13 protein-coding genes and 1 riboswitch are annotated in these 16852 nt (G+C 56.0%); of the genes, 9 read left to right on the top strand and 4 right to left on the bottom strand.

The window, feature by feature from the left end; genetic code table 11:
* The coding region (locus HMPREF2942_RS07840; protein ID WP_246824403.1) for an ATP-binding cassette domain-containing protein at positions 1–1237 on the bottom strand (1237 nt) is incomplete at its 3' end.
* A 415-nt stretch (positions 1238–1652) separates the two neighbouring features.
* Positions 1653–1769: riboswitch (SAM riboswitch) on the top strand.
* A gap of 117 nt (positions 1770–1886) precedes the next feature.
* Here HMPREF2942_RS07840 and HMPREF2942_RS07835 point away from each other — a divergent pair.
* From HMPREF2942_RS07835 to HMPREF2942_RS07825, 3 genes are all read left to right on the top strand, one after another.
* On the top strand, positions 1887–2792 hold the full coding sequence (locus HMPREF2942_RS07835) for a methylenetetrahydrofolate reductase (RefSeq protein WP_070688799.1): 906 nt from the start codon (positions 1887–1889) through the stop codon (positions 2790–2792).
* Positions 2793–2946: 154 nt separating this feature from the next.
* Entirely contained in the window at positions 2947–5274 is a 2328-nt protein-coding gene (gene metE / locus HMPREF2942_RS07830; RefSeq protein WP_049327863.1) for a 5-methyltetrahydropteroyltriglutamate--homocysteine S-methyltransferase, read from the top strand.
* 342 nt (positions 5275–5616) lie between these two features.
* On the top strand, positions 5617–7599 hold the full coding sequence (locus tag HMPREF2942_RS07825; protein ID WP_070688798.1) for a M13 family metallopeptidase: 1983 nt from the start codon (positions 5617–5619) through the stop codon (positions 7597–7599).
* A 119-nt stretch (positions 7600–7718) separates the two neighbouring features.
* On the opposite strand, the gene HMPREF2942_RS07820 is transcribed toward HMPREF2942_RS07825, so the two are convergent.
* From HMPREF2942_RS07820 to HMPREF2942_RS07810, 3 genes are all read right to left on the bottom strand, one after another.
* The gene (locus HMPREF2942_RS07820) at positions 7719–8456 is read right to left on the bottom strand and encodes a DUF6318 family protein (protein ID WP_070677752.1); all 738 of its coding nucleotides are present in this window, start codon (positions 8454–8456) and stop codon (positions 7719–7721) included.
* A 127-nt stretch (positions 8457–8583) separates the two neighbouring features.
* Positions 8584–8823, bottom strand: a complete 240-nt coding sequence (locus HMPREF2942_RS07815) for a hypothetical protein (protein WP_044150870.1) — start codon at positions 8821–8823, stop codon at positions 8584–8586.
* A 248-nt stretch (positions 8824–9071) separates the two neighbouring features.
* A complete protein-coding gene (locus HMPREF2942_RS07810) occupies positions 9072–9731 on the bottom strand; it encodes an ATP pyrophosphatase (RefSeq protein WP_070688797.1) in 660 nt (219 codons plus the stop codon).
* 363 nt (positions 9732–10094) lie between these two features.
* Between HMPREF2942_RS07810 and HMPREF2942_RS07805 the strand changes: the two genes are divergently transcribed.
* The 6 genes from HMPREF2942_RS07805 to HMPREF2942_RS07785 all read left to right on the top strand — a co-directional run bounded on the left by HMPREF2942_RS07805 (position 10095) and on the right by HMPREF2942_RS07785 (position 16741).
* Positions 10095–10472 (top strand): hypothetical protein, encoded by a 378-nt coding sequence (locus tag HMPREF2942_RS07805; RefSeq protein ID WP_060824061.1) that lies wholly within the window; start codon positions 10095–10097, stop codon positions 10470–10472.
* A gap of 32 nt (positions 10473–10504) precedes the next feature.
* Positions 10505–11035, top strand: a complete 531-nt coding sequence (locus tag HMPREF2942_RS07800; RefSeq protein ID WP_070604002.1) for a hypothetical protein — start codon at positions 10505–10507, stop codon at positions 11033–11035.
* Between the two features lie 27 nt (positions 11036–11062).
* Positions 11063–11965: a hypothetical protein gene (locus HMPREF2942_RS07795; protein ID WP_070688796.1), complete on the top strand. Its 903-nt coding sequence runs from the start codon at positions 11063–11065 to the stop codon at positions 11963–11965.
* A gap of 325 nt (positions 11966–12290) precedes the next feature.
* Positions 12291–14984 carry a chitinase gene (locus HMPREF2942_RS07790; protein ID WP_246824401.1) on the top strand — a complete coding sequence of 898 codons (2694 nt, stop codon included), beginning with the start codon at positions 12291–12293 and terminating at the stop codon, positions 14982–14984.
* Positions 14985–14987: 3 nt separating this feature from the next.
* Positions 14988–15314 carry a hypothetical protein gene (locus HMPREF2942_RS09550; RefSeq protein WP_246824400.1) on the top strand — a complete coding sequence of 109 codons (327 nt, stop codon included), beginning with the start codon at positions 14988–14990 and terminating at the stop codon, positions 15312–15314.
* Positions 15315–15463: 149 nt separating this feature from the next.
* The gene (locus HMPREF2942_RS07785) at positions 15464–16741 is read left to right on the top strand and encodes a type 1 periplasmic-binding domain-containing protein (protein WP_246824399.1); all 1278 of its coding nucleotides are present in this window, start codon (positions 15464–15466) and stop codon (positions 16739–16741) included.
* The last annotated feature ends 111 nt before the right edge of the window (positions 16742–16852 follow it).

Below are 16852 nucleotides of genomic sequence, written 5' to 3'. Positions count from 1 at the left end.
CCAGAAGAAGATTTTCACGCACAGTCAGTTCATAACGGCCGTAGTCTTGACTCACCAAACCAACATTTGCCAACATGTTGTATTTACTCTCAGAAGAAGCACCCTTATACGTTATGCTCCCCTGGGCAATTGGTGTAATTCCAAGAATTGCATTTATTAGCGTTGTTTTTCCCGCGCCCGAGGCACCAACTACTGCAATCATTTGATTATTCATCAGCTCAAGATTAATATCTTTAAGCGCAAAAGACGACGCGCCCTCATACTGAACGGATACATCTTTGCATATAATTTTTGAAATATTTTCATGGTTAGGGTTAGAAGTTTTTATCTCAGAAGCATGGTCGTAAGTATCAGAGTCGCATACCCTTCGGAATTGCTGAACAGATAATGCTCCATTAATAATCTGACCGAATGAATATCCCACCTCTTGGGTCGCGTCAACACAGGCAATGATTCCAATCAGCGATCCGGCCACATACGATATATCGGCTCCTGAATCCACAAGGAAGTACAGGGACGCAAAAAGTAAGACAGAGCAGAGTAGCCCTGCAACTACGGAGATGATTCCTCTAACACTTTCAAGGCTCAATTCCCTACCGGCTGCCCGGCGTCGCCAGGACGCTACGCGTTGCGAGAAAAATCGGGAGGCTCTCATGAGGTGAAGTTCTTGGGCGCGACTTTGAGCCATCAGATTGTCTAGATAGTAGTTCTCTACCCGATAATCCTCGTACATTAGGGTGTAGATAGCGTAATCACGTTTAGCGAGAATCACCATTGCAATAGATAGGGGTAGTGAACACAGTGCCGCAAAAATTGCTGCCACAATGCTGACGTTCGCGATATTAAGACAGAGAAGTAACACCATTGCGAAGGCACTCACCAGTGTCATAACTGACATGGTGTGAACCTGCAATTCCTGTTTCGATATTGCCTCTCTAGCAGCACGTATATCTTCCTGTGATTTTGTGCTACCTATATCAGATAACGGAAATGTAGATAACCTGTTATTTAACATGCAGTGAACCCGATAGTTCACCTTTGATTTGAGGATGAGCATGTTACTTATGACCCAGCGTTTAGCAATGATATTAATTCCGACAACAAGGGCAAGAGCAACGATATAAATCCAGGCCGCACCACCATTTGAACCGCTCAAGGCTGATACTGTATTACCAATCAGCAGGGACTGACTCAGGGGAATGCAGGCTATGACGGCTAGCGATAGGGCGACGCTCACTAGGGTCCCAGGACAGGTTTTCCAGGCTAGGCGGAAAGACCAGAGTATAGAAGAAAATAGCTTTTTCATTCTCACCACGCTCACAAAGTCGTATTGAACTCATCTTTGAGCCCTGAAACTCCTCGATGAGCGGACGTCGAAACACTACCCGTGCTTCATTAGTTACCCTACTCCTCATTGAAATATAAAACACATATATTCGTGCGTGTCCAAGAATATTAAGCAGATATATCTGTGATATTTTCGGGCATCCAGGGGTTAGCCGACAGCTCTACCCGCAACGCCCCCAGCCCCCTTCGTCATAGTCAGTCATATTAAGTTCATATTTCTCCCCAATGTCATGTCCAGAAATATTAGGACATCAACCGCCGCACCCCTTGCACGCCCTCGGAGGCGGTGGGTAGAGTGAAAGCGTTATCTATCAAGAGCGACCGAGAGATCTGGCTCGTCGACGTCGCAGCAACCTCGCCAGTATCCCCCACCGTCACGGTGCAGGGTGCGGACAAGGTGCTCCCGCCAGAACCGATAGAGAAGAATACCCTTCGGCACCCCTTGATGATGCGCACCCGCAAACCGGTGGCGCGCATCCTGCAGAAGAATTCGCGCACCCTCCCGGTGCGTATCTATCGGGTGAACACGAAGGATGGTTATGACTACAGTTCACCCGGCTCTTTCTTTTGAGCTATTCCCTCCGCGCTCACAGGCGAGCTGTGAGTCGCTGCTCCGCACCATTGCGGAGCTTGAGGGCACCAACCCCGACTACGTGTCGGTCACCTACGCCGGTGACGCTAAGCGCCGCCAGAAGACCTTGGCGCTGCTCGACCACCTGGTGCATGAAACCTCCCTCACCCCGCTGGCTCACCTGATTTGTGCAGGCCACTCGGTGCATGAGCTGGAGCGTGCGGTCCGCCTGATTCTGGGTCTGGGCGTGCGCGGTTTCCTGGCTCTTCGCGGTGATATTCAGGATGGTCAGGTTTCTGAACTTCCTTTCGCCCGCTACCTGGTAGAGCTCATTCGCCGCGTGGAGCGTGAAGATTTCGCTCACCTGGCTGCTGGCAAGGTGTCGATTGGTGTGGCGGCATACCCGCAGAAGCACCCCGAGTCCGCATCCCTGTTGCAGGATATTGAGATTCTGCTGTCCAAGCAGCGTGCCGGCGCGGATTTCGCAATCACTCAGGTGTTCTTTGAGGATGAACGCTACAGCGCCCTGGTCGATTCGGCGCACCTGGCGGGCGTGGATATTCCGATTATTCCGGGCATCATGCCGGTAACCTCGCTGAAGCGCCTGCAGAATCTTTGCCAGATGGCGGGCATGGAAGTCCCGACGGACCTCGCCTACGCCCTAGAGACAGCAACCAGTAACGCAGAGCTGCACCGCATCGGTGTTGAGTACGCGCTGAACCAGTGCCGCACCGTGATGGACGCGGGCGCACCGGGCCTGCACTTCTTCACCTTCAACGAGCATGCCGCGGTTCTGGACGTTCTGGACCAGCTGGATTTGCCGCGGTACAGTAACCGTTTCTCTCAGCCGCTGAGCGAACTGGAATACGCCTAACCCAACCCGTAACGCTCCTTGTCGGATGCGTTCCCATTGTCTCCCCCGCAAATATTCCGGGAGTTGTTGAGTCCTCCGTTTCACCACCCACAGTCGGGTGGTAAAACGCCGGAACCGACTCCCACATCTATCCCCAGTAAAGGAAAAAAATATTATGTCGAACACCGCATTCCCCGCCGCAACTATTGTTGGTTACCCCCGCGTGGGCCGCTTCCGTGAGCTGAAGAAGGCTCAGGAGGCTTTCTGGAAGGGCAAGGCCACCCTGCAGGAGCTGCAGGACACCGCCGCAGACGTGCAGCGCACCTACTTCGAGCGCGTGACCGCCGCCGGTCTGAAGGCTGACAACTACTCGATTCCGGCAACCTTCTCCTACTACGACCAGGTGCTCGACGTTGTTCGCCTGTTCACCCTGGTTCCCGAGCGTCTGGCTGAGGCTAAGGACGCACGCGGTCTGCTGGATCTGCCCGGCTACTTCGCACTGGCGCGCGGTACCGAGACCCTGCCTCCGCTGGAGATGACTAAGTGGTTCGACACCAACTACCACTACCTGGTGCCCGAGATTGGTGCCGGTACCGAGATTAAGCTGAACCTTGAGGCTATTGACGAGCAGCTTGAGGTTGCAAAGCAGGCTGGTGTGAAGGTTCGCCCGCAGATCGTTGGCCCGCTGACCCTGCTGCTGGGTGCTAAGGCTGAGCAGGGTTCCGCTGAGGACTTCTCCCCCGTTGACCGTCTGGATGAGTTCGTTGCCGCGTACGCTCAGGTGCTGGAGCAGCTGGCTGAGCGCGGTGTTGAGTGGGTTCAGCTGGACGAGCCGGGCCTGACCGTGGACCGTGCCGACAACGCGAAGGTTGCGCAGCTGGCTGAGCGCACCTACCGTGCCCTGGCTGCTGGCGAGAAGCGCCCGCAGATTCTGGTGACCAGCCCCTACGGTTCCCTGCGTGAGAACCTGCCGGCGCTGCTGGGCACCGGTATTGAGGCGCTGCACCTTGACCTGGTGCACGGCGTGTACTCGAAGGCTGAGCTGGAGTCTGTTTCTGCTGCTGGTGTGCACCTGGTTGCCGGTGTTGTGAACGGCCGTAACGTGTGGCGTGCTGATGTTCGTGCCGCACTGAAGACTCTGGAGGCGCTGCCCGGCGCATCCGAGGGTGCCGTGTCTGTGGCTTCCTCGACCTCCCTGCAGCACGTGCCGCACGACCTGGCTCTGGAAGACCCCGCCGAGGTTCCCGTGGATGGTCTGGCATTCGCCGATCAGAAGGTCGCTGAGATTGCTCTGCTGGCTCGTGGCCTGGCTGAGGGTGAGGCTGCTGTTGAGCCGGAGCTGAAGGCTGCTGACGAGGCGCTGGCTCGCTTCGCCGCTGACCCGCGCAAGCACAACGACGAGATTCGTGCCCGCGCCGCAGCTGTGACTCCCGAGGACTTCGACCGCCCGACTATTGACGTTCGCCGCGCGGCTCAGGCCGACCTGAACCTGCCGAAGCTGCCGACCACCACCATCGGTTCTTTCCCGCAGACCGCTGAGATTCGCCGCCACCGTGCGGAGGCTCGTGCGGGCAAGATTTCCGCTGAGGAGCTGAACGGCTTCCTGCGTGACGAGATCGCTTCGGTTATCGCGCTGCAGGAGGAGCTGGGCCTGGACGTGCTGGTTCACGGTGAGGCTGAGCGTAACGACATGGTTCAGTACTTCGCTGAGAACTTCGACGGCTTCGCCACCACCCGCCACGGCTGGGTTCAGTCCTACGGTTCGCGTTGCACCCGCCCCTCGATCCTGTTCGGTGACGTGAAGCGTCACGGTGAGGGCCTGCGCGGTGAGGCGTTCACCGTTCCGTGGAGCTCCCACGCACAGTCGCTGAGCGACAAGCCGGTCAAGGGCATGCTCACCGGCCCGGTAACGATTCTGGCGTGGTCCTTCGTGCGTGACGACCAGCCGCGCCGTGAGACCGCTAACCAGGTGGCTCTGGCTCTTGCCGACGAGATTGCCGACCTGGAGCAGGCGGGCATCCGCATCATTCAGGTGGACGAGCCGGCTCTGCGTGAGCTGCTGCCCCTGCGCCGCGACGAGCAGCCGCAGTATTTGGACTGGTCGGTGAACTCCTTCCGCCTGGCAACCAGCGCGGTGAAGGATTCCACTCAGATTCACACCCACCTGTGCTACTCGGAGTTCAACGAGATTATCGACTCGATTAACGCTCTGAACGCTGACGTGACCAGCATTGAGGCGGCTCGTTCGCACATGGAGCTGCTGGCTGACATTCCGGAGAGCTTCGTTTCCGGTCTGGGCCCGGGCGTGTGGGACATCCACTCCCCGCGTGTTCCTTCGCAGGATGAGATTGAGTCCCTGCTGAAGGCTGCGATTGGTTACGGCACCATTGCTGACCTGTGGGTGAACCCGGACTGCGGTCTGAAGACTCGTGATTACGAGGAGACCAAGCAGTCTCTGCGTCACCTGGTGGATGCCACCAAGGCGATTCGCGCATCCCTCTAGGAGGCGCCTATTGGCTCCGCTGCCTGCTGCGGGTTGACCGGATGATGGTTTGCTCGCGGTAACCTGCGGCAGGTGGCGGCTGTTCGGCTTCGTGCCGGTATACGTACCGACTGTATGCCGAGCTTTTGGGGATAGATAACGGGCCCGCCCGTACGGTTTTTCTTCTGCACCGTGCGGGCGGGTTTTCTGCATCCTGGAGGGGCTACCGCCCTCTCTGCCACCCGCGTAAGCCCGCTGAGGAGCGGCAAAATGTCTCTGAGAAGCGCCTGTACCGGTGAGCCAGCATCTGGTGCCGTGCCGGGCATCCTGTGGCTTGGGGGCGTAAGAACATAGAATGGAACCATGACTACTAACTCTGGAATCACTAAAGAATGGGTGGATGAAACCGTCAAGCCGGGCGACGATTTCTTCCGCCACGTCAACGGCAAGTGGCTTGCTACCCACGAAATCCCGGCGGACCGCCCCAAGGACGGCGGCCTGTACACCCTCCGCGATAACGCAGAGAAGCACGTGCGTGAGCTGGTGGAGAAGATCGCGAAGGAGCAGCCGGAGTCCCGTATTGGCGCACTCTACAACTCCTTCATGGATGTTGATAAGATTGAGGCGGACGGCCTGGAGCCGCTGCTGAAGGAAATCGCCCCGATTCTGAACTCGGCAACCCCCTCCCACCTGGCTGTGACCCTGGCGCTGCTGTCTCGTGCGGGTCTGCCGCAGCTGTTCGCTTGGTACACCAGCAACGACCCGAAGGACCCCAAGAATTACACGTTCTTCCTGTACCAGTCGGGTCTGGGTCTACCGGATGAATCCTACTACCGTGAAGAGAAGCACGAGGCTGCATGCGCGGCGTATGTTGAGCACATTGCCCGCATGTTTGAGCTGACCGGTCTGGCTGAGGGCTTCGGTCTGACCCCGGAGCAGGCGGCTCAGCTGGTGTTCACTCACGAGTCTGAGCTGGCTCGCCTGCACTGGAATGTCGTGGAGAACCGCGACGCTGAGGCGACCTACAACCCGTATCAGGCGACCGAGCTGGAGGAGAAGTTCCCCGGCTTCCCGTTCTCGCAGTGGCTGCTGGCGCTCGGCGCAGACCCGGAGACCCTGGGTCAGGTTATTGTGGCTCAGCCGTCCTTCTTTGAGGGTGCGGCTAAGCTGTTCACCTCCATCCCGCTGATGAGCTGGAAGCTGTGGGCTGTGTGGACTGTTCTGCGTTCGCGTGCACCGTTCATGTACGACGAGCTGGTTCAGGAGAGCTTCAACTTCTACGGCAAGACCCTTTCCGGTACCCAGCAGATTCGTGAGCGCTGGAAGCGCGGCGTGGGTGCTGTCGAGAAGGCTCTGGGTGAGGAGATTGGCCAGGAGTACGTGGCTGTGCACTTCCCGCCCTCGCACAAGGAGAAGATGCTGGTTCTGGTCGGCAACCTCCTTGAGGCGTACCGCGAGTCTATCGAGTCGCTGGACTGGATGACCGAGGCAACCCGCCAGAAGGCGCTGGAGAAGCTGTCGAAGTTCGTCACCAAGATTGGTTACCCCGATAAGTGGCGTGACTTCTCCGCACTGGAGCTGGTGCCCGGTGACCTGTTCGAGAACCTGCGCCGTACCGGTGCATTTGATGCTGACTGGCTGATTGCCCGCAAGGGTCAGCCGGTGGATAAGTCGGAATGGCTGATGACTCCGCAGACCGTGAACGCGTACTACATGCCGCCGGCGAATGAGATTGTGTTCCCGGCAGCGATTCTGCAGCCGCCGTACTTCAACCCGGATGCTGACGATGCGGCGAACTACGGCAATATCGGCATGATTATTGGCCACGAGATTGGTCACGGTTTTGACGATCAGGGTTCCCGCTATGACGGTGACGGCAAGCTGGAGAGCTGGTGGACTGAGGAGGATTACGCGAAGTTCAAGGAACGCACCTCCGCGCTGGTGGAGCAGTACAACGCGTACGTTCCGGTGGGTCTGGACCCGAAGTTCCACGTGAACGGTGAGCTGACTTTGGGCGAGAACATTGGCGACCTGGCTGGCATGTCGATTGCGTTGAAGGCGTACCGTCTGGCTTTGAAGAAGCAGGGCATTGAGTCGCTGGATGACGCACCGGTGATTGACGGCATGACCGGTATTCAGCGTTTCTTCTTCTCGAATGCTCGCGGCTGGTGCACGAAGTCCCGCCCGCAGCATGCTGAGGTGATGATTTCGGTGGATCCGCATTCGCCGGATGAGTTCCGTGTAAACGGCGTGGTGCGCAATATTGATGAGTTCTATGAGGCGTTTGGTGTCTCAGAGAGCGATGCACTGTACCTGGCTCCGGAGGAGCGCGTGCGCATCTGGTAGCATCCCGATAAGGGTATATGCTTTATTGCACATATAAGAAAGGTGCCCGTCTCGTGGGTTTATTCCACGGGGCGGGCGCCTTTTAGGTGTAGAAGCTACGCGCTTCTAGACTGAAGCTTTTAGGAAGCGGAAGACGAGGACGAAGAAGAAGCACGCATACCGGTCAGCTTCCACGCACCGTTCTCGTACACACCGTGCAGGGTACGCTCCACCTCGTCCTTACGTTCCGATTCGGAAGGAGCTTCCTGCACGCGGTCCTTGCTTGCAATGAACTCGCCGGGATCCATGGTCATGCGAATATCCCAGTTGTAGGTGTCACCCTCACGTTCGGGCTGCGCGGAAAGCATAGTGATGACAACGGATGCATCGTGCATCCAGGCTTCACCCTTGACCAGCTTCTCACCAAGGGTGCCCCTTTCCGGCTCAATCATACTCTTCAGCTCAGACTTGTCGAGTGCGCATTCACGCAGGGGCTCGGTCTTACCGGTACGCATGTAGTATTCCATGGCTGCGCCGAAGAACGCGATGGACTGGTACAGACCTTCCACGCTGTTCTCGTTGGCGACGGCGGGCTTGGTCGGCACGGGGGCGTTCTTGGACGGCTCGGTGCGGGTTGCGGGCTGGTAGTCGGAAGGCTTGGAGGTGTAGCCCTCCAGGACTGCAACACCGGAGTAGTCGCTACGAACACTCTTGGATGCCGACGCGGAAGCAGATGCGCTACCGGATGCATTGCTGGATGCACTCTCGGATGCAGAGCCGCTGGATGCCTGAGACTGCGAACCGCATGCAGCCAGGAGGGTTGCGCCACCGGCAGCGACAAACAGGCCGAGGGCGGATCGGCGGGTTACGTTCTTCATTTTTCTCTCTATCTGTGGTGTGTTTTCCGCACCGTGGTGCGGGTGATGCCTGCGGCATCTAACGGGAAGACGGCACTACGTGAGTGTAGTGCCGTCTTCCAGTATATGTTTATTGGGCTTGGTATTTTTAGCCGCCGTAATAGTAGTAGTTGCTGTAGGAGCTACCGTAGTAGTCACTGATGACGATGCGGCCGCGGCGGCCGTAACGGTGCGAGTAGTAGCCGTTGTAGGGGGTGCGGCGCACGGTGGGGCGGTAGGTGGTTGCCTGCGCGGGGGTGAGCAGTGCGCCGAGGGCGGTTGCTGCGCCTGCGCCTGCTGCGGCGAGTGCTGCGCGGCGGGTGAGGCGTGAGGGCTTCTTGGTGGCCATGATGTGCCTTTCGGGGTCGGTGTTTCTGTGAAGTGACGTGGTGCGTGCACGGCGTACGGCTGTGCATTGAACCTTTCTTATTGTAAGCCTCAACGTTAATGTTTTTGCGTGCAGAGTGCACCTTCTAGTTGAGGGTTAGACCGTGCGGGCTAGTCAACGTTTTTCCGGCAGAAAAACTGCGGAAATATTGGTTGAAAAACACACCGGGCACGCACTAAATACGGGCTGAAAACAGCCTAAATTGCGGGCTACATGTCTACTTCGGCGAGGCCGGAAATCTTGCCGTAGCGGAAGTACCGGAGGGTAGATCGGCGGTTCGCCCAGGCATTAATCTGGGCGACGTCGTCGGAGTTGCCAATGTCTGGCCAGCGGTCGTTTTCAATCCTGAATCGGGTCATTGCGAGGAGAGGGTAGCTGCCGAAGACGGGGCAGAATTCTGCGACTAGTTTGCCGGATTTTGTGTAGAAGTGGAGGGAGTCTGCGTGTTCACGGTCGGTGTTGTTGTCGTATGAGACCGTGTCAATCGCGTTGAGCGGGAAGAACACCGTATCGTTGCACGGCTCTCCCCTTTCGATTCCTTCGGGCGAGATTTTAGTGTAGGTACCGGCGGCGTTCCAGAAGAAGAACATGAAAAAGCCGATCATGCCGAGGCCAATAAAGTCGAATGCGAAGTGGAATCCTACGTCTTCCCCTAGGTGAATGACGGAAGCTCCTACCGCAAACAGAAGAATTACTAGGGCGTATAGAACGATTTCGAAGCGGTTTGTTCGGATGACGTATACGGCTTCGGCGCGTAGTTTCTTTTCGCGGCGTCGGTTGAGTTCGTACGTGACGACGATGCGGAGAACCTTGTAAATCAGTATGGAGTCGAGTGCGCCCCATATGAAAATCATGATGGTGTTGACCATGGTCGCTCACCAGCCTTTCTATCTATCGGTGACCAGCAGCCTTCCGGCAACGATGCGGAGGGTGCGGGTTCGTTCTCAGAGTAGCTAACGAAATCGGGTGGGTAAGCAGGAATTCGCGTTATCCGCGGAGTGGTTGCCCAGTCTTCACCGGAGCATCGCGTCGAGTTAACCTTCTGGTCAGATACGGTGCGATAGGCTAAGGATGTGCCCGCCACCTCACCGGGGCGGGCCTGATTCACCAACCGCTACCGCACAAGGACGTACATACTATGAGCACAGCCGAAGTAAGCAGCGAAGCGTAAAAAGGCAACGAAAGCCTAGAAACCTAGCAAGGAAAGCTAACTATCTACAAGAGGCAAACCGATGGAAATTAATTACAAGCGCCGCCAAAGAGTGGCACTCATTATTTCATTCATCATTCTTTGGTACGTGTTCTTTGTTGTCCCTAAAGACTTACGTGATGACAGTGACGGTATCACCGCTACCTGCACCGTAACTAAGGCATATACGAAAGAGCGCGGCGGCACAGTAAGTGGCATGAACGATATTAGACCCAAAGGTATTTTTGAGACAGAAGAATGCGGCACTCTCACGATGTACGTACCTCCGGAAGGCCGCAAGATTCCCGAGTATGTTGAGACCGTCAAGCCTGGTAAAAAATACCTATTCCATGTCGCAAACTCATCTCCTGAAAAGGAACGAGATTTTGAGACGACCCGCTTTGAAGAAATCACAGAGTAACAGCCTGCAGCCCAGAAAGAAGGTGAAAAGCAGTGAAAAAGAACTCCCCGAGGAAAAAGAATGTTTCAAAGAAAAGGAACACCTCGAAGAAAAAGAATTACCCAGAGGCGAATTACATTACCGAAACTGGGGCTATAAAAAAGACCCTCAAAAAGAGATACACCAAGAAAAAGAAGAATAAAGTCGATTTCAAAGAGTATCTTCGCGACATAGCAAAAGATGTATGGGATGCACGTGGCTCCATCATAACCGTAGTAGTCATTCTAGGGTTCTTCGCGTCCTTACATTTTATGACCAACTACAACCCGGGCAATGAATCCGCTATCTGCACTGTTACCTCAGTCGAAATCATTGAGCACGAGGACCCCTACTCAATCTCTGGTGAATTCGAAACGGAAGAGTGCGGAATCATCACATCAAGCAAATCCCCTGATGGTATACCCATCCGCAAATACCTCCAGAACTTTGAAACGGGCAAGAAATATAGGGCGTACAAGTCCTTCGATACCCGCAACGACGAATTCGACTTCAGCGTCCTCCGCTTTGAAGAGATCAAAGAGTAACCCCACCCCCGCAGAAAGGAATCCACCGTGAGCTTTATCGGCGACTTTATCATCGGCTTTTTTGGAGAGGCCCTCGCCTCCTCACCGACCCTGCAGCGAGTATGCCTGTGGATTCTTTTCTCTATATCCGTTCTTCTCACGCTCGTCCCCGTCATGACGGGTGAATACGCGTGGAGCATCATCCCCATCTCGATAATGCTGTTTTCCGTCGTGACGATTGACGGCACTCGTGAGCAGTGCGTGAAAAACACCAAGAACGGCGGCGCGTACCACTACTTTCTGCTGACGGTGGGCACGCTCTGCGTTGCCGCGATTGTTCTGCTCGCTGCTCTCTCCCTGGCGGGTGTCCCGCAGGTTGCCCTCACCCCGCAGGCGGGCGGCATCAATTTCGCGCCCTGGTATGTGGCGGTGTCCGCGCTGGTTCTTCTGCTGTTCTTCTACAACGCCGCGGCGCCGAACGAGGAGATCCCTAACCTGCGACGCATGGAGCGCATCAACCGGTACGTACGCCTGGTGGTGCTGGGTGTGAGTGCCCTGATGGCGCTCTTCTGCCTGCTGATTCCGGTGGTTTCGTTCGCTACTGCCGGTTATGAGCCTGTGGGTGTTTCGGTGGTGCTGTGCCTGGTGCCGGTCTTCCTGATTTTTGTGCGCCGCTCCCTGTTCAAGCTGTGGGCGGCGACCTTTAAGGAGGGCGCTGCCGGGTACGGCGTGTTGCGTGGCTTCTGCGTCACCCTGGTGGGTTTGGGTGGATGCTTGGCGGCGGCCCGTCTTGCCGTGGATGTTGTGCAGTCTGGTAGCGGCTTGTCGCTGGTGTATGTGGTGCCGGTGATCGCCTCGTACCTGCTGGCGAAGAGGTACCTGACCGTGGGTGTTGCTATCCCCGAGAAGGAAGACGAGGAGGACCCGGAGGCTGAACCGGCAGCAAGCTAAACTGTGGAGCGCCGCGGGCTGAGAGATGACCTCAGCCGCGGGGTTTTTCTATGTCAAACAGAGTTCGGTAAGTGCACTAGGTTGAAACGAAATGAAAAATACCTTTAACTATCACCTCAAGGTTGAATTGAATATCCTGATGAGGCACCGACTAGGAGGAAAAAATATCAACCTTCCCATATTGGACTGATAAAGTGGTACGGGGCTTTTTCTCTTTCCGGCTTTGCCCCTGACCCTATCCACTCAGGTGGGCACTATACAGTGGCGTTTCAGACTTGTCGCTGTTGTGTGTCTGCACGGTATATAACTCAACGAAAAGATCATCATGACCAACCACACCACAGCGCGTCAGCGTCTACTCCGCTTCCCTTTGATTTTGGGTGTCACGACGGCACTTATTTTCTCTTCCTGCTCCACGGGCACGAACAATAACAGCACCCCTTCCGATAAGGGTACTGTTACTTCTCAGAGTCCCCGCCAGGTAGAGAACGCTACTAATGTTCTGCAGAACGTGAATATTCAGATGGGTCGTGACGGCGAGGTTTCGTCGATTGAGTCGACCAACATTTACGTCAATGACAAGGATCGTACGAGCTCCTCGAGCAATGTGCAGTTCAAGCCGAAGGACGTCGTTAATGACCTTCCTGTGCGTGTGAGCCTGCAGTATTCTACTGAGCGCGGTAGCGGCACTAACCTGAATGATTTGAACGGCTACAGCGGCGAAATCACGATTAAGGTTACGGTCGAGAACCTGACGGTGAAGACCGAGGACGTCACCTATGATGCATCCGGTACTAGCCGTACTAGCCCCGCACCGGTTGGTACTCCGTTCTCTATTGCTGCTTCTACTGTTCTCTCGGGTTCTCCTACTCAGGTTATTACGACCCCTGATGCTGCTGATTCGTCGACGAATGGTGTGGTAAGCACCAATGATGAAGGTAAGGCTGTTGTTCAGTGGGGTGCTATTTCCGCGCCTCCGGTGACTGGTAGTTCCTCTTCTTTTGTGTTGAAGGTCAAGGCGAAGGATTTTAGTGCGCCTACCTTCAACATTTCGGTGCAGCCTGGTTTTGCTTCTGATTTGTCTGGTGCAGGAATCATTACTAACGGTTTCACCTCTCAGGATGCGTCTCAGGTGGCGCTTCTGCAGCGCACTATTGATACGGTCAACGAGGTTAATACGACGCTGACTAGCGCTAGTTCGCAGGTTGCTCAGGTGCGTCAGAGCCTGGATGATACGTCTGCGACCTTGGGTAAGGACACTGCCGAGCATCTGAAGACTCAGAATGAATCGTTGACGAAGACTATGCAGGGTCTGCAGGCGAATATTGAGAGCCTGCAGAAGGATCTTTCTGAGGCTTCGCGTACTAATAATTCTCAGCTGATTTCTCAGTTGGAGCGTACTGTTGCTGCTCTTCACTCGATGCTGGGTGATACGACGGCTCGCCCCAATGTGTCTGTTTCGCATAGCGGCGGTCGTTGTGTTGTGCATCGTGAGGAGGGTGCGAGTAGCCGTAGCGTGTACGGTAATTTGGTTCAGCTGTCTGCTGTTCTGAATGCGTATGCGGAGGCAAGTTCGGACTGCCAGCAGGATCTTACGGCTTCGATTCGTGAGATTGTCGGCCCGGAACACCCGACCGCTGAGACTTGTTCTTCTAACGGTTCGGTGACCTGCGCCCTGTTCGGTGCGTCGGTGACGGTGCAGAGCTCTCTGATTGCACTGGTTGCTACTGGTGAGAAGATTGTGGATCACCTGCAGCCGGAGTATTTGAAGGGTGCGAACAACAACTATTCGGCATTGAAGCGTCAGATGGATGAGCTTGTTGAGCAGGTGGAGAAGGACCCGTCTTCTCTTGATGCTGATGCTGTGCGTTCTTTGAGTGAGAAGGTTAGTGCGGCTCGTCAGAGCGTGAATCAGATGAAGGAAACGTCGAGCCGTCTGATTGAGAGCATCAAGAACGTTCATTCTCGTGCGGCTTCTGCTCGTGCGGAGCTGGTGGACGGTTCTGGTTCTATGAGCGCTCAGAATAAGGAACTGGCGGAGCAGCTTTGTGCTCTGTCTACTGAGCGTGGCGGTTCTCTGTCTGCTGAGCAGGTGGAGCATCTGCGTGGATACCTGACGGCTTCTTCTTGTGGTGGCGCGGCTTCGCCGTCTGCTTCCCCGTCTTCTGAGGCGCCGTCTGAGGCTCCTAGCCCTGCACCGTCTGAGTCTGCTTCTGTGGCTCCTTCTGAGGAGCCGTCGAAGAAGGTTGAGGCTCCTTCCGCCGCTCCCTCTTCTGAGGCGCCTTCCGCCGAGCCTACTGCCACGGAAGGTAATACTCGCGTCATTACGGTGGAGAACGCGAACGAGCGTACCTACACTTCGAACACCCCGGCAGCACGTACTCCGATGGAGCAGCGTATTGCTGCCGCGGTAGCTGCGTGGGATGAGGTTCTTGCCGCTACTTCGATGGATGACCCCAAGGAGGGCCTGGCCCGCGATGCCAAGGACCTTAACGACGCTGTGAACGCGGTAGATGGTGCCCTGGGCGAGGTTGAGAAGACCCTGAACGATGCCGCAAACGCGCAGAACCAGGACGCGGAAAAGAAGGAAGAGCCTACTGAGGAGGCTAAGGTTTCTCTGCGTGATCGTATCCATTCAGCTTCGGATGCTGTCAATGCTTTGGGTAAGAACCTGGAGGATATGACGAACATGCAGGCTGACCTCTCCACCGCTATTAAGGAAGCGTTCAAGGAGTCTGCCAATGAGACTCGCGAGAGCCTGACGAGCATGATTAGCGAGGAGATTCGTAAGGTTTCGAGCGATGGTTCTTCTAGCGCTTCGGCTGCTAAGGAGGCGTTCTCCGCTTCGGTTGCTGGCATTACTGATACCGCGAATACTGTGGTTCAGGTGGCTGGTGAGTCTATCGAGGTTCAGCACAAGGATATGAATGATCGTATTGAGGGTCTGCGTCAGTCTCTGGATTCGGTGACTGAGCGTTCTCTGGTTGCTCTGAGTACCCGCGCTGAGAACGCTACCTGAGATTTGGCTGGTGCATCCGTTCAGCTGAATAACGACCTGTCGAAGCTCATGCTCGATTTGGGCGATAGCAACGCTGAGGGCGCTGGCCTCTTGGGCGCGCTCAAGAGCAATAGCGCGAAGGCTGGTGCGGCTGATTACCAGCTTGCTTTGGCGATGCAGAATGCTCAGGGTTACACGAACCTCCGTTCTGAGGATATTGCCGCTCTGCAGAAGCGTCAGGCTCAGTTCAAGGCGTCCCTGCAGCGTCTGCGTTCGCTGCCGACCTTCCACCTGTCGAATGCTGGCAGTGCAGAGGTGAAGACGGTGTACACCTTCCAGATTGGTGATTAGCCGTGGGGTTTTCCCCTCATTTGGGCTCTGATTCAGGTCCTCACCGCCGCGAGGGCAAGCGGCTCACTCAGCGCACCGTGGTGTGGTGTGTCAGTCTGTGTGTGCTGTTTAGCCTTGCGGTGGTGGGGATCTGGTATGGCGTGCGCGCTGTGACTCCTCAGCCTTTGCCGCTTGGTACGGGTATGAACCCTGCGTCTGCGGTGACGGTTCAGCAGGCTATTTCTCTTCCTGCGTCTGGTCGTGAGCCTGTTATTGGTGTTGTCGCTACTTTTGGTGATGATGCTGAGGGGTCTGCGTGGCGTCTGAATGCTCAGGGTGCTCGTGTTGCGCAGTACCGTCTGGCTTTGGGTAATTCTTCTGTGAAGGTTCTTTATGCGAACGATAAGGGAACGGAGCAGGGTGCCCGTGAGGCGGTAGAGAAGCTCTCTTCTGAGGGTGCTTTGGGTATTGTGCTTGCTTCTCGGGGTGAGCATCTTCGGGGTGCTACGGCTGCTGCTAAGGAACGCAATGTTGCGGTGATTGAGGCGTATGACCGGGTAGATGCTGGCGATGGGGTATGGAGTTTTGCTCTGAACCCTGAGCAGGAGAAGCAGGTCTATACGACTGCTATTCGTTCGCTCGCCGGTGCATCTAGCAAGGGTTCTTCGCAGCAGCTTGATGGTGTGCGCACTATCCTGCTGGATGCGGGTGAGGGCTCTGCGCCGGACCTTCCCTATACGAATCGCGTTCAGGTTTCTGCTGATGAAGACGGCATGAAAGACACTCTTAAGGAGCTGACGCGCCTTCTGGGGGACAAGTCTTCGGGCTCTTCTCCTGTTCTGGTTTTGACGGGTTCGGCGTCGACTCAGGCGAAGGTGCTTCGTTCTCTTCAGAGGGCGGGTATTACGTCTCCGGTGATTGCGGGTGAGGAAGCTTTGACGGAGCCTTTTATGCGTCTTCTTCTGGAGAACGGTGGTTCCTTAACTGACAATATTCGTGTTGTGGGGCGTGTGCAGGCACGTGCTGCGGCGTTGAGTGCTGATGATGCCGGTCGTGCTTCTTCGGCATTTGTGTCAACGGTTGAGCGTATGAAGAACGATTCTTCGCTCAAGGATTTGTCAGGCGAACAGTCGTTCTCGAAATCGGCAGCGTGGGCGGATGCTCCCTCCCATAATGCGCTCTTGGCTTTTGCATATGCCACGAGCCAGGTTCGTGAATACACTCCCGAGGCGGTTCGACGGGTTCTAGGGACCCTTCGTTTGGACGCTAAAGATTCTACGGTCGCGTATCCGTTGGATTTCTCGTCTTCCTACGCCGCGGGCGGGCAGGTGGGTCTTCTTTACCCGGCCGAGGAAGCTTCGATGATTCAGGGCGGGTCTTCCTCAACGGATGCGGTGAATCCGCCCGTGTGGATGCTTCGCACGTTCACCTCAGAATCTCGCGACTAGCTTTTCCGAGCACAGCCTAATCCGTACAGAGCCAGCCCATCAAACCCCGGCTTTCGGGTATTACTTCTAGTCCGTCCACCAGCGGGGCTCACGATTTATCTATTTTGGAGA

It is taken from the genome of Rothia sp. HMSC071C12, from assembly GCF_001813895.1.
Taxonomy (GTDB): Bacteria; Actinomycetota; Actinomycetes; order Actinomycetales; family Micrococcaceae; genus Rothia; species Rothia mucilaginosa.
Note: the sequence above shows the minus strand (reverse complement) of the source record. Positions and strands in the feature narration are given on the sequence as shown.

Coding starts and splice junctions, on each gene's coding strand:
- HMPREF2942_RS07810 (WP_070688797.1), bottom strand. CDS start 9,731: ATGGTCAACACCATCATGATTTTCATATGGGGCGCACTCGACTCCATA.
- HMPREF2942_RS07820 (WP_070677752.1), bottom strand. CDS start 8,456: ATGAAGAACGTAACCCGCCGATCCGCCCTCGGCCTGTTTGTCGCTGCC.
- HMPREF2942_RS07835 (WP_070688799.1), top strand. CDS start 1,887: ATGACTACAGTTCACCCGGCTCTTTCTTTTGAGCTATTCCCTCCGCGC.
- HMPREF2942_RS07790 (WP_246824401.1), top strand. CDS start 12,291: ATGACCAACCACACCACAGCGCGTCAGCGTCTACTCCGCTTCCCTTTG.
- HMPREF2942_RS07825 (WP_070688798.1), top strand. CDS start 5,617: ATGACTACTAACTCTGGAATCACTAAAGAATGGGTGGATGAAACCGTC.
- HMPREF2942_RS07815 (WP_044150870.1), bottom strand. CDS start 8,823: ATGGCCACCAAGAAGCCCTCACGCCTCACCCGCCGCGCAGCACTCGCC.
- HMPREF2942_RS07805 (WP_060824061.1), top strand. CDS start 10,095: ATGGAAATTAATTACAAGCGCCGCCAAAGAGTGGCACTCATTATTTCA.
- metE (WP_049327863.1), top strand. CDS start 2,947: ATGTCGAACACCGCATTCCCCGCCGCAACTATTGTTGGTTACCCCCGC.